Here is a 12,837-nt window from a genome sequence, read left to right as displayed (position 1 = left end):
GGGTGTATAAAACACCACCAAATTTATGCTACTGAAAGTTTTCTGTCGTGTAGATAGAAAGCTCCCCCAGCTAATGATAAACTTATCAATACATTGTATACCATTGGAGCTATGATAGCTCTATAACCATTGCTATTATCAGCTAACATTTCAATATTAGTACCACCTACAGTTACATATACCGATTCTTCATAATTAGATGCAGAAAGGACTTGAATTTTTGCAAATATTAAACCGACAATTAGTGAAATAATTATGAATATCAAAATTACTTTCCCTTTCGATGGTCTGCCAAATATTCCAGAAGATCCCGCTGTGATCGAGAATATAACTTGCATTATATTTGTAATTGTCAAAATAATCATATATAAAATTAATACAGCAAAATTTTTGCCACCTATGGAAGAAACAGCCTTAGCTATCTCCTGAAAAATATCACTCATATTCATATTTGATTCATATGAAAAATTTACTAATATAGAAAAATTGGCAAAGGCAAATAGGCCAGCTAATAAAAACATTAATAAGTAATTGATAAATCTAGCAGCATTTATTGAGCCAGTTTCAGCCGGAATAGCTGAATAAAATGCTGCATACTTGCCATAAAACCTTTCGTAATCATTTACAGCAACAGATATTAAAGCTATAAATGGTCCAGCAACAACTAGAACCATGGTTATAGCAATGCCAACTATTACTAGAGGATTTTCACCAAAAGTATTTAAAAGCCTAGTTAAAATCAAAGTAAAAATAAGGGGTAAAGTTAGCCAAAGTATATTATTTTTGATATCTTCCTTAAAAATTCTTCCTAATAATTTTCCCATTATAAGACCTCCGTAAAGTATTCTTCCACACCCATATGATGGTTTTCTCTTATATCATCGACACTTTCATTTACCACAAGCTTGCCATTATCCAAAAATAAGGCTCTGTCCAAGACTTTTTCAACTTCTAGGACAAGGTGAGTTGATATAATCATAAGACCTTGGTAGTCAAAATTATCTATTATTGTATTTAATACTATTTTTCTAGACTTTGGATCTATTCCACTCATAGGTTCATCAAGTATGTAGATTTTGGATTTTCTAGATAAAGTAAGGGCAATTTGAATCTTTTCTTTCATCCCCTTAGAGCATTCCTTAATCTTTAATTCCTTTGAAATTTCAAAGCTATTTAAAAGCCTATAAAACTTATTACTATCAAAGTCATCATAAAAAATACTATAAACACTGCAAACTTCTTCAATTTTTAAATTCTCATCCAAAGGCAAGTGGTCTGGCTGATAGGCAACTATGTCATTTGTAAGACTTCCAGGCCTATTACCACAAATACTTACAACTCCTTGGTAATTTCTCTCAAGACCAGCTAATATTCTTATAAGAGTAGTCTTCCCAGAACCATTTTCTCCCAAAAGTCCAACAATTTGCCCTTGATCTAGGCTTAAGTTTACATTATCAAGAACTGCCCTGCCACTATAAACCATTGTTAAATCCTTAATATCAATCATAATTTTTCTCCCAATAATTCCTTAAATCATCTATAGCTTCTTCTTTTCCTAGATTTAAATTCTTTGCACCTTCAATAAATTCATCGGCTATTTTTTTAAAGGAGTCATCCTCCAGGTCTGAAATCAAAGATGCATTATCAGTAACAAACCTACCAGCTGTCCTCCTAGTTTCTGTAAGCCCCTCTCTTTCAAGCTCAGATAGAGCCTTTTGAACAGTGTTGGGATTTACCTCATAAAAACTTGCAAGACTCCTCACCGAATCAATCTTCTCACCAGCTGGCCACTGGCCCGTGGAAATCTTTAACTTAAATTCTTCCAGAAGTTGCAAATAAATTGGCCTTTGATTATCAAATTCCATAGCTACCTCCAACTTGTATTATTGTATTACTATCTTAGTACAATAATATTATATCATGGATTTGAAAATATGCAATAGAAAATCGACGATATTTTAAAAATATCTTGGACTAAAATCATGTAATTTTTAAATGTGTGCTTATCTTGTGGGTTTTCGTTATTTAAGGTTAAACCTTCGACCTAAGGGGGTAGGGTCGAGGGGTAGCAATTGCCAGTCCGGCCGCTCTCGGACAGACCCCTACGTCGCTTCCCCCTTACACCCCCAAACCCTTTTTACCCCCACCGCCACTGCGTGGGGCAATGATTAGTAGAAGTTTGCTTCGCAAATTCTTTTATTTTGATTTTATTAACTAACTATATTTTTCTAGCACACCTGTCATCCTTGAGGGAACGAATGTGACCGAAGGATCTCATAGAGAAACACTACGCCAGGAGATTCTTCTTTCGCTAGCGCTCAATCAGAATGACAGGGGGCCGGGAAGTATAACTAAGCTTAGAGGTGGAAAAATTGGTGTTTTTAAATCTCATAATTTCGTATAAAAAATCGCACTGTTTGAGCGTAGCGAGTTTGCGATTTTTAGAAATTTGAGATTGATAAAACCCTATTTTTGGTGTTTATACCACAACATCGCCCCACGCGAGTGGCCGTTTCGAGGGGGTAGCAGAAAAGGGGGTATAAGGGGGAAAACCGGTTGGGGAGAATCGGAACTCCCCTGGGTTTTCCCCCTTAATACGAAGGCACAGCCTTAAAAAATATTTAAATAAAAGACACTGATTAGCTAAAAGTAAAGAAACATTTTTCTTTTTGATTTCTTTATAAAGATTCTCCGATTGTCTCTTGAAATACCCCTCGAGGATGACAAGTTCATTAAAACTATATAAGCAACAAAAATAGATTATTACTTTTTAAAATAAAATTTTTATAGAAAAAGACCACCATTTTTACTTGGTGGTCTTTTCCTATATTTTTGATATCCTTTGGTCCTCATAAAGCTTTCCTAAGCTCTTATAACTTATAACATAAACTATAAGTAGTATGGCCATATCTGCTAATAATACTGAATAGTTTAGTGCAATGTTATAGAATATAAAGTTATCAAAGCCTGCTTCTTTAGCTTTTGTCATGCTATAAAAGAAGATTTGACCGCTTATTACGTTAAATACTCCACTTGCTAGAAATGCAATTATTATTGATGGTATATAGCTTGTTAGCTTTCTCTCATCTCCAAATTTGATTCCAGCTAGACCTATCATTGATGCTGATAGGATGTAGTCTAGTATGGCTTGGGCTGGGTGGATTACATATCCACCTATCAACATATTTAAAAGTCCAAATAAAACTCCTTCGACCATACCAGCTTTTACTCCCCATCTAATGGCAAATATTACTAGTGGCAATTTACGTGCTAGTGTTACTGATCCGCCATATGGCATTCTAAAAAGGACAATTTTGTCTAATAAGAATGCTAGGGCAAGCATTATCCCACCTTCAACAACCATTCTGGTTGACCAATTTGTGTTTTTTTCCATAAAAAACCTCCTTATAATTCCTAACTAAAGGCTAGCCAATAAGCTAACAATTAAACCAGAATTACAAAGAGTTTACTTCACTTTCCAACGCAAGCATTACCTTGATCTGGTTTAAGGGTAAAATCTCAGCCATTTGGCACCCCTAGTGTGTAATTATTATAATCGACTTTTAAACATTTGTAAAATCTAAGTAAAATAATTCTATATTTCTTTTAAAAGTTCAACTTCAACATAACCCTCGTTTCCATTGTAATCTACCCAAACAAAACCATCTTCAGCTTCCCTTAAAATCTGTACTACAGATGATTTTTCTAATTTATCATATTTAGACCATTTTTCTGGAAATTCGTACATATATGTGTCTTCTTTAACTTCATAAAGGCCATTTATTTGAAGCTGATCATTTTCCTTAGTTTGTTTTGTATTTTCTCTTATTTCTATATCTTTTGCCTGGTAGGACTCAGATGAATTTGAACAAGAGGATAATATTATGATAGCGCATATTAAAAAAAACTTTTTAATAATAAATCACCCCTAAAAGCTTGATACCAAGTCTTTTGTATTCATCTACTTGGCCTAAAAGTTCATTTTTGTGGGATTTTTTGTCTACAAGTAGGATTTTGTAGTCCTCAAATTTTGCTAAATCGATACTTATAGGATCATTTGCTGATTTTTCTTCAAATATTACATTTCTATAATCTTTTAATTTTTCTGCCATCTCGCTTTCAAAATCAGCAAAATTTTCTCTAGGACTTCTTGCATCTATGACTTTTGCATCAAGAATATTTGCAAGATCATTTGCTATATCTAATTGATTCTTTGATACCTTCAAAGGAGTAAAGCCTATGATGTTTTCAAGGGATATATTGTCAATTTTTCTTTTTACCTTTGCTAGTTCTCCAGACCTTTCTTTTGATAAATCTGCCAATACTTCTATATCAAGCTCTCTAATATCATTTGCATCGTTTATTTTATCTGATAAGATTTCTTTAATAATGATGATGACAAGTCCGATAAGTCCTCCTACTATGAAGGCAGCTATAGTAAATATTAGATTACGAGTATTAGAAGCTTTTTTTACAAGAACATTTTGCAAATACTCTATATTTTCCATATTCAAATAGTCTTTGGCAAATTTTCTAAATTCCTCTGTGATTAGATTTAGGCTATCCTTTGCTCTTGCTTCATTTGAATCCTTGTAGGTAAAGGCAATGACCCCTCCTTGTGGATTTACAGTGTATTCCAAATTGTTTTCAATGTCAGAAGCTTTCATATCTGGGGAAATTTTAGAAGCCACCTTTTCGTAAAGGTCATTTGATTCTAAGAACTGGCCGTAGATATTGGATAATTTCTCATTTAAAATTAGCTTGTTGTAGGTGATTGGTTCGTCAGTATTGCTAGTTACAATCAAAACTGAGTTTGCTTCATAAGTCCCGCTTTTTACTACAGTAAAGAAAAAGCTAAGACCTGCTAGAACTATGGCAGGAATAAGTAATAGCAAGATATTTCTTTTTACTGCTTCTATAATTTGTTTGCTAGTTAATTTTTGCATATTATCTCCTATTTTAATGAATATATTGCATTTAAATTTGTAAAGAAAAAGTCATAGGCTGGAGCCTTTGCCATCAAAAAGATAGCATAGGGTATCAAAAATACCAAGACTGCAAGTATTATCAAAAATCTACCAAGTTTGTCTATATTTTTGATATGATCTAGGACAAGGGGAATGTATATTATCTGTAAAACTGTAAAAAACGTTGAAAATCTAAAGGCTATGGCAGTTGATGACCTAAAGATCAAAAGGACCAAGAGGCTAAACCACATGGCCTTGATAGATGTTTCTTCTATGGTGTTTTTGCCAAAAGACTTTTTATCAAAATACATAAGTGTTGTCACAAAAAGAGCCAGAGCAAATATAATCCTAGGATCATATAGGCTCATGGACTGGGCAAATTTACCAGTAAATGTATAGTTATTAATTTTTGTAGCCATTCTTGCAAGTCCTACACTTGATAGAAGAGTTGCTAGAAGTCTAAAAACTAAGGTTGAAAATACACTTACCAGCATGGCAAGTATTGCACTTACTATCTTAAAAGGTCTCCCCATTTCAAAGGCCATAAAAAACAAGAATGGCAAAAGTATAATTGCCGCCCTGTGAAAGGAAAATGAAAATAGGAAAAACAAAAGACTTTTTATGTGCTTTCTTTCAGCAAAAAAGTTAATACTTAAAAGTCCCAGTCCTATAGCCGATGCAGTTCTTGCTGTTTGCATATCAAATTGGATGAAAATCGGCAAGAAAATAATGGCCGACAAAAATGGATCTTTGGATTTTTTTATGGATATATAGGCTACAGGGAAAATGGATAGAGCATTCATTATAGCTATCACCCACTGGCGTGAAAGGCCCAGGATATTGATAATATAGGAAAAAAACCTAAAGCCGAATTCCACTGCATATGAAAAGTTAAAGACCTTGCCAAGATCAGTCCCTATGTCTTTTACAAACCATAAGTAATTGTAGTAATCTGCATCCCCAGATCCTCTTATGGCCGCAAAAACAATCATAATAAAGAACATAAGCCCTGCAAAGATTCTTTTTTTCTTTTCATCTTTAAACTTTATTAAGCTGTTAATTATAAATAAGCAAAACTCACTTATTGTAAATAAAGCAAATCCCATAATAATCCTCATAAATTCTTAAGCTTATTATAACAGATTATAAATGCAAAATAAAATAGATGATGGGCAAGAATAATGCCTATATTATTTAGAAATTTTTATTATTTAACACAAATTTTACAAAACTTTTATGCAAATAATACAATACTAGCTTAGTATATAAAGCGAGGAAACAGTTTAATGCTGACACTATTAATTTTCATCGCAAATGCGTACTCTTCCTTAAAAAAATTTATGTCAACTGTTTACCTTTTTGTACAAAACTAATTACCCTCATACTTTTGTACTAATCTCTCACAAAGAAAATATCAAACAAAGTGAGAACAAGGCAGTCAACTATACAATGCGTTGACTGTTTGTTATTTTCCCCACAAAAAAAGCACCCCATGGTGCCTTTTTTGTTATCTAAGACTAACTTTTCCAAAACCTGATTTTACATCAATATTTAAATCTTCCTTGTTTGCATTTGTTGATACTTCATAGCCATTTTCAATTTGCATCTTGTTTTTATATTTTTCTGAAAGATTTAAGTCACTAGCTTCAATCTTTGCCTTAATCTCACCTTCAAAACCTTCGCTGTCAATAATAATGTTACCAGAAGATGAGTCTAATGATATGGATTCAGCATCTTTGACGTGATAGATTCTGATATTGCCAGAGGTAGTATCTGCAGTAAATTTCTTTGAATTTAGTCCATCTATTCTAACATTGCCACTTACTGCTTCTACATTTGCTTCTTGGCCACTGATATTTGATAGGTAAACAGAACCGTTGACATTGTCTATATTTAAAGCACCGTTTGTGTTTTTTATGTCGATTTTTCCATTTACATTGTTAATATCAAGCTTTCCACAAGAATTTATTACAGTAATTCTAGCATTTACAGAATCTATGGTTGAATTTGTAAAATCAACATCTTCTACTTCTATAGAACCATTTACAAGGTCAATAGTTAGGCTATCATATATATTCTTTCCTAAAGATAGGTGGATGACTGGGGTTGCATCGTAGTTTCTGTGTTCGTCATTGATACTGATATTTAGTGAATCTCCAAGTACTTCTACATCCAAGAAATCGACTAAATTAGATTTTTTTGACCAAATATCTTGGCTTAGGGTTATGGCAGAATCGATAGATCTTTCTATATAGATTTTGCCACTAGGAATATCGATATTGATATTTTTGATATCATCGTCAATTCTCATCTCATCGTGAGTATTCATTTGACCTCTGATATTAAATTGGTTGATATCTATATTATCCAGGTCAAAATTGCCCAAGTTTTCAAAGGTTTCAGTTGTCTTTTTGATGACAGCTTCCATTGATTGGGTGAATTTAGAAACAAAGTCATTGTCATTTCTACTTTTCTTGCTACCGATTGCTTCTAGCAGATTGTTAGCTTCTTCAACAGTAATCTTGCCTTCTTTTAGCATTTCTAATATAAGTTGTTTTTCATCATTCATCTTTTAATTCCTCCAATAATTCGCGAGCTTGGTCAGCTGTAATCTCGCCATTATCTAACATATTTAGTATGTCTATGCGGCTAGCTTTTTTGTCAACTTTGCCGCCCAATTTTGCCACTAACTTATCTATTCTATTTCTAACTGTAGGATATGAAATGCCTATTTCTTCTCCTACATCTTTAATACTTCCTCTTTTTTGTAAAAATAATTCAATGAATTCTTTATCTTCTTTATCAAGTCTAGAGAAATTATCCATTTCAAATTCGCCGCTTACCTCTGTATAACAATTATTGCATCTATATGATGTGATGATCATCTCATCACCACAGTTTGGACATTTATTTATCATAGATAGCCTCCTTTTGATATAAGTATACTATGTTTTTAATATTTGTAAAGTCTAAATTAATATTTTTAATTATTATTTCATTATTTTTATGCTTTTTTTACTTCCAGTTGCGAGTCATTCAAATCAAAAAAAATAACCGCATGCTAAATATTTAGCATACAGTTATTATAGTTACTCTTTTTTAATTTATTTTAAATTATAAATAAAAAAAACTAATTAGCGCTGTTGATAGCAACCAGAATAATACTAAAAGAGGCAATCCTGACTTTAAAAAGTCTTTTATAGTATATCCACCAGCTTCCCAAACTAGTAGGTTTGGTCCTGTTCCAAATGGAGTTGTAAAAACACCACTAGCACAAATTGATACTGCCATAGCTCCAGCCAATGGGTTTACACCTGCGGCTTCACATAATAATAAAGCGATTGGCACCATAAGCACAGTAGCTGAGGAGTTAAGTAGAAATTGAGTTACAACTAATTGTACGAGGGCTATAGCTCCTATAAGAACTACTGGAGGTAGTCCTGTTAGTGCTGGACTTACTAAGTTGACTATGTATTCTGCTGCACCAGTATCAACAAGAGCCATTGATAGCGGAAATATACCACCCACTAAGAAAACAGTAGTTGTGGAAAATGAATTTATAGCTTCATCAACAGAAATACATCTAAATAATATAACCAATATAGCTCCCAATACTGAGGCAATATGTACAGGTATAAGATTAGCCGCCATTACAGCTACTATACTTACAAATATAATTCCAACAGTTATCATTTTCTTGCTATCACGTTTAGCTAATTTTACTTCTGATCCTGATTCTATATGTTTATCTGGTAGAAGTTTTGCACCAAAAAACATCATGTATAGCAAGCCAAATACTAATAGTGGTACACCTATTTTAGCATATTCAAAGAATCCAAATTCTCGTAAACCATTGTCTGCCAGAAGACCATTTACTACAATATGTGGTGTTGTTCCTATAAGTGTAATAGTTCCTCCCAATGATGCTGAAAAAGCTAAAGCCATAAGAAGCTTAGACTTATTAACTCCCGCTTTTTCACCCATAGATGATACAATAGGCATTAGACAAGCTGTTGAGCCTGTGTCATTCATAAAAGCTGAAAGACCACCAGCCACAACACCAGAGCCTAGGATTATGGATTTCTCACTCTTTCCAATAGCCCCTATAATCTTTTCTCCTATTAAGTCAGCAAGTCCTGTTTTAAATAGGGCCTGCCCAACGACTCCTAGACCTAGACATATTACTACAGTAGAATTAGTAAATTGTGAATAGGCAGTTTTAGGATCTATAATTCCTAATATAACTAAAAGTGTTGGTATAGCTGCGCCTACTAAAATCGGATGTATTGGTTGCCATATCAATAAAACTACGACAGCAACAAATATCAACAAAGTTATTATTGCTTCAGTTGTCATATCTTCTCCTTATATTTACTTTTATTACATTAAATATTAACACTATTTCTAAACGCCATCACTTCTTCATCTGTTGAATGGATTGATATTGAACAGTATGGAGCAAGTATAAATGGAACATCTTTGTTTTCATTAATCGCAAGTTCTGCTTGACGAGCAATCTCAACTTCTTCATTGTTCCCAAACAACATTTCATCAACTCCACCCATTGGAGTAGTATCTCCAAGGTATTCTGCTGCTTCTTTAATATCTGGATTATTTTCAGCACCTTGGTCCCAATGTAAGATGTCAATATTGTAGTTAACAAATCTCTGTGGGTTAGACTTTATACCACATGTGTGATACATTACAATGCCTCCATCAGCTCTTATAGCATCGCAAATTTTTTCATCAAAGTCTTTAACGTATTTTTCCCATTCTTCTTCTGTCGCGTAACCACTGCGCGCCCATGAAACACCTGCTAAAAACATTCCATCACATCCAGCTTCTTTTAAGCCCTTCCAATAGTTGATGTAGGTTTGAGTGATGTTTTCCAAAGCTTCTAATAGTTCACCTTCTCTATTTTCCATGATATCAAAGATTGGATCATCTGCTCTGTCCGCTGGGAAATGGCGACGCACCATTGGAAATCCAAATACTCCTGTAAGTATTGAAATTGGTGTAAATACTGTTTGAAGTACTGGAGCATCATCCTTCATTTTTTCCTTGATAATCTTTACCACTTCAATGTGATCTTTTAATACTGGAGTATCTATATCTTTTTCAGTAAAGATTGATAAATCACACTTTGAATCAGTTTCAGAAATACGAGTAGGGAATATTTCATTTTCATAATTTATATAATCAAATTCTTGACCCCAAACTTCTTGCATATATGTTGCAGCTGGGTGGATTTTTAATATATCCCAGTCATATTTTTCGTGGAACTCAAGCATTGTATTTGCCAGTTCTTCAGGGTTTCTTTCATGTCCAGGAAAGTGTCTATATGCGGTTATTGGTGGCCTATCTGCGAGCTTTCCATTTAGAACAGCATTAACTCTCTCTCTTTTTGTATATTTTCTCATAAAATCTCTCCTCCTATACAATCTTGCTTATCATTTCTATATAATGTCTATTACCGTTTCATCAACTTTTACAAATGATTCCCTAGATAATCTTCCGATATTGTTAATTGTATTTTCTATTGAATCACCAATAACTCCAACATTGCCTTCAACCACTACACCATTTAGTGACAAATATGCGTTGATTATTGACTCTACAGCACTTGTAGAAAGTTTTAATGAACAAGATTCTTTAGCCCCATCACAAATCATGCCTGTCAAGTTTGCGTAAATATTCGAACAAGCTCCTGCAATTTTTTCTGAATTTCCTCCTAGCATATAAACTATGCCTGCTGTTGATCCAATCGATGATGCTATCCCACATCCACACATACCAGATAGCTTTCCAGAATATTCTTTTACATATCTATTTAAGCAGTGGGCAAAGAATAATGACTTTGCCAGAAGCTCGTCATCCACTTTATTTTCTTGGGCAACAATATAGATAGGAAGTATAATTCCAATACCTTGATTTCCACTACCACCACTTGTCATTACCGGATATTGGCCTCCGCCCATTCTCATATCTGCAGCCGCTGCTGCTAAATATCTGGTTTTATTAAGAATATCGTTATCAGTCTTACTTTGTTCATACATTTGTCTAAGCGATTTACCTAGGCTCATTCCATAACCTTTAAGACCTTCTGAAGCCGCTTGCATATTTACGTCAATACCTTCAAGAGTAAAACTAATTTTATCAAAGTCAGCATTGTCAACTATTGTTTTTAATTGCTCAAATGATAAGCTTTTTATATCGAATATTCTATCAAATAATAATTTCTCTTCCGACTTATCCTTTATTATTTCATCATCAACTACGATTTTAGATACATTTGTATGTCCACCTGATATAACAGTCTTAGCTGTTTTATCAGCTTCAATTTCTACTTCTATGTATACGTCTTCTCTATTATCTAAAACTTCTATAGTTATGACTTCGCTATTGATTAAGGAGTCGGCAGCGTTAATAACAGAGTCATTCACCCCCCTAAATACAAGCATCGGATTTGTTACTGAATCGATAGATACTCCTAGAGCAACTGCAAGGTCAATTCCCGACCTGCCTGTTCCTGGTATTTTTACCGATTTTGCATTCTTATAGATGTTCTTACTCAACCTAACGTCAATTCGATTTATTTGTTTACGATTTACGTTTTGAACCGTTAAATTGGAACAATAGGCAATAGCTACAGGCTCGGTACACCCTATTGCTTTAGATGAATCACTTTTTACAATGGATATTAGCTCTTGTAATATCTCATCTTCATTCATACTTACCTCCTTCTGTTAATAAAATTTTACTTTGTATTGAATAATATTCATATTACTCAATCCGTAACTATGATAGCATCCAGGAAAACATTTGTCAATTATTTTTCAGCCAATTAAATTATATATATACACGACTTAATTAATAAGATTTATCATTTCAATATATCGATTACTTGATATTATTTATTCACTTATACTTGAAAGAATTATTTAAATTAGTAAATTTATATTGTTGAAGTATTGTGTTTAAAAAGGAGTTAAATTTGTTAAAAAATAAGAAAAACGCTATTATATTTAGTATTTTTGCCATGCTCTTGTGGGGCTCTGCTATTCCACTTATCAAATCTACTTATTTAGAATTAGGGATACTTAGATCAGAGACAGGCCTTAAAATATTGACTGCTGGCATAAGATTTTTTATGGCAGGTATTGTGACCCTGATTTTATATAGATTAACTGGTACAAACAAAAAAGACTATCCACCCATAAATATTAAGTTTGTAATCATTTTAGCCTTAGTCCAAACAGCTATACAGTATATATTTTACTATATAGGATTATCAAATACCGCAGGTGTTAAGTCAGCTATTATACAGGCAACGAATGCATTTATTGTGGTAATACTATCGGCTATACTTTTGCCTGGAGACCGCATCAATCCAAATATAATTATAGCTTTAATACTAGGTACTGCAGGTGTATTTATAACTAATACAGGCAAATCTTCTACTGGAAGCTCTATAAGTCTAACAGGCGAAGGTTTCATATTTATTGCAACATTCTTTAACGCCCTAGCAAGCATACTAATCAGAAAATATGGAAAGGGTCAAAATCCATTTAAACTTACAGCCTATCAATTTCTAATTGGTTCGGGGTTTCTGATAATTATTGGTATTATAACGGCTGAAAGAACAATACCAATGACGAGCAAGGGACTTTTAATGCTTAGCTATGGCGCATTTGTCTCAGCAGCTGCATTTTCTATATGGACTATAGTATTGCAATATCACTCAGCAAATGAATTTGGTGTATATAAATTATTTATACCAATATTTGGTTCAATCTTGTCTGTGATTTTTTTAGGTGAAATGTTTACTAAGAGATTGCTTATTGGAATGATATTGGTCCTTGCAGGATCT

At 33.4% G+C, this 12,837-nt stretch carries 13 protein-coding genes and 1 riboswitch; of the genes, 1 reads left to right on the top strand and 12 read right to left on the bottom strand.

Annotated elements, in window-relative coordinates; genetic code table 11:
* Nucleotides 1-23 precede the first annotated feature (23 nt).
* The 12 genes from BN38_RS10745 to BN38_RS04930 all read right to left on the bottom strand — a co-directional run bounded on the left by BN38_RS10745 (nucleotide 24) and on the right by BN38_RS04930 (nucleotide 11,698).
* Nucleotides 24-824 (bottom strand): hypothetical protein, encoded by an 801-nt coding sequence (locus BN38_RS10745; RefSeq protein ID WP_049944446.1) that lies wholly within the window; start codon nucleotides 822-824, stop codon nucleotides 24-26.
* Nucleotides 824-1,507 carry an ABC transporter ATP-binding protein gene (locus tag BN38_RS04980; protein WP_044565888.1) on the bottom strand — a complete coding sequence of 228 codons (684 nt, stop codon included), beginning with the start codon at nucleotides 1,505-1,507 and terminating at the stop codon, nucleotides 824-826. Before BN38_RS04980 ends, BN38_RS10745 begins: the two co-directional genes overlap by 1 nt.
* Nucleotides 1,500-1,865 carry a GntR family transcriptional regulator gene (locus tag BN38_RS04975; RefSeq protein ID WP_044565887.1) on the bottom strand — a complete coding sequence of 122 codons (366 nt, stop codon included), beginning with the start codon at nucleotides 1,863-1,865 and terminating at the stop codon, nucleotides 1,500-1,502. Before BN38_RS04975 ends, BN38_RS04980 begins: the two co-directional genes overlap by 8 nt.
* A gap of 959 nt (nucleotides 1,866-2,824) precedes the next feature.
* Nucleotides 2,825-3,394 (bottom strand): energy-coupled thiamine transporter ThiT, encoded by a 570-nt coding sequence (locus BN38_RS04970; protein WP_044565885.1) that lies wholly within the window; start codon nucleotides 3,392-3,394, stop codon nucleotides 2,825-2,827.
* A 65-nt stretch (nucleotides 3,395-3,459) separates the two neighbouring features.
* A riboswitch (TPP riboswitch) is annotated at nucleotides 3,460-3,548 on the bottom strand.
* Between the two features lie 47 nt (nucleotides 3,549-3,595).
* Entirely contained in the window at nucleotides 3,596-3,748 is a 153-nt protein-coding gene (locus BN38_RS11100) for a hypothetical protein (protein ID WP_154649917.1), read from the bottom strand.
* Nucleotides 3,749-3,911: 163 nt separating this feature from the next.
* Nucleotides 3,912-4,946 carry a YveK family protein gene (locus BN38_RS04960; RefSeq protein ID WP_044565883.1) on the bottom strand — a complete coding sequence of 345 codons (1,035 nt, stop codon included), beginning with the start codon at nucleotides 4,944-4,946 and terminating at the stop codon, nucleotides 3,912-3,914.
* An 8-nt stretch (nucleotides 4,947-4,954) separates the two neighbouring features.
* Nucleotides 4,955-6,073, bottom strand: a complete 1,119-nt coding sequence (locus BN38_RS04955) for an EpsG family protein (RefSeq protein ID WP_044565882.1) — start codon at nucleotides 6,071-6,073, stop codon at nucleotides 4,955-4,957.
* A 401-nt stretch (nucleotides 6,074-6,474) separates the two neighbouring features.
* Nucleotides 6,475-7,536: a DUF4097 family beta strand repeat-containing protein gene (locus BN38_RS04950; protein ID WP_044565881.1), complete on the bottom strand. Its 1,062-nt coding sequence runs from the start codon at nucleotides 7,534-7,536 to the stop codon at nucleotides 6,475-6,477.
* On the bottom strand, nucleotides 7,529-7,885 hold the full coding sequence (locus BN38_RS04945) for a DUF2089 domain-containing protein (RefSeq protein ID WP_044565880.1): 357 nt from the start codon (nucleotides 7,883-7,885) through the stop codon (nucleotides 7,529-7,531). Before BN38_RS04945 ends, BN38_RS04950 begins: the two co-directional genes overlap by 8 nt.
* A gap of 196 nt (nucleotides 7,886-8,081) precedes the next feature.
* On the bottom strand, nucleotides 8,082-9,323 hold the full coding sequence (locus tag BN38_RS04940) for an SLC13 family permease (protein ID WP_044565879.1): 1,242 nt from the start codon (nucleotides 9,321-9,323) through the stop codon (nucleotides 8,082-8,084).
* A gap of 29 nt (nucleotides 9,324-9,352) precedes the next feature.
* A complete protein-coding gene (locus tag BN38_RS04935) occupies nucleotides 9,353-10,387 on the bottom strand; it encodes a uroporphyrinogen decarboxylase family protein (protein ID WP_044565878.1) in 1,035 nt (344 codons plus the stop codon).
* A gap of 36 nt (nucleotides 10,388-10,423) precedes the next feature.
* Nucleotides 10,424-11,698 carry an L-cysteine desulfidase family protein gene (locus tag BN38_RS04930; protein WP_044565877.1) on the bottom strand — a complete coding sequence of 425 codons (1,275 nt, stop codon included), beginning with the start codon at nucleotides 11,696-11,698 and terminating at the stop codon, nucleotides 10,424-10,426.
* Nucleotides 11,699-11,961: 263 nt separating this feature from the next.
* Here BN38_RS04930 and BN38_RS04925 point away from each other — a divergent pair.
* A partial coding sequence (locus BN38_RS04925; protein ID WP_044565876.1) for a DMT family transporter occupies nucleotides 11,962-12,837 on the top strand: 876 nt, incomplete at its 3' end.

It is taken from the genome of Anaerococcus provencensis (assembly GCF_000312365.2).
Classification (GTDB): Bacteria; Bacillota; Clostridia; order Tissierellales; family Peptoniphilaceae; genus Anaerococcus; species Anaerococcus provencensis.
This window is presented reverse-complemented; position numbering and strand designations above follow the sequence as displayed.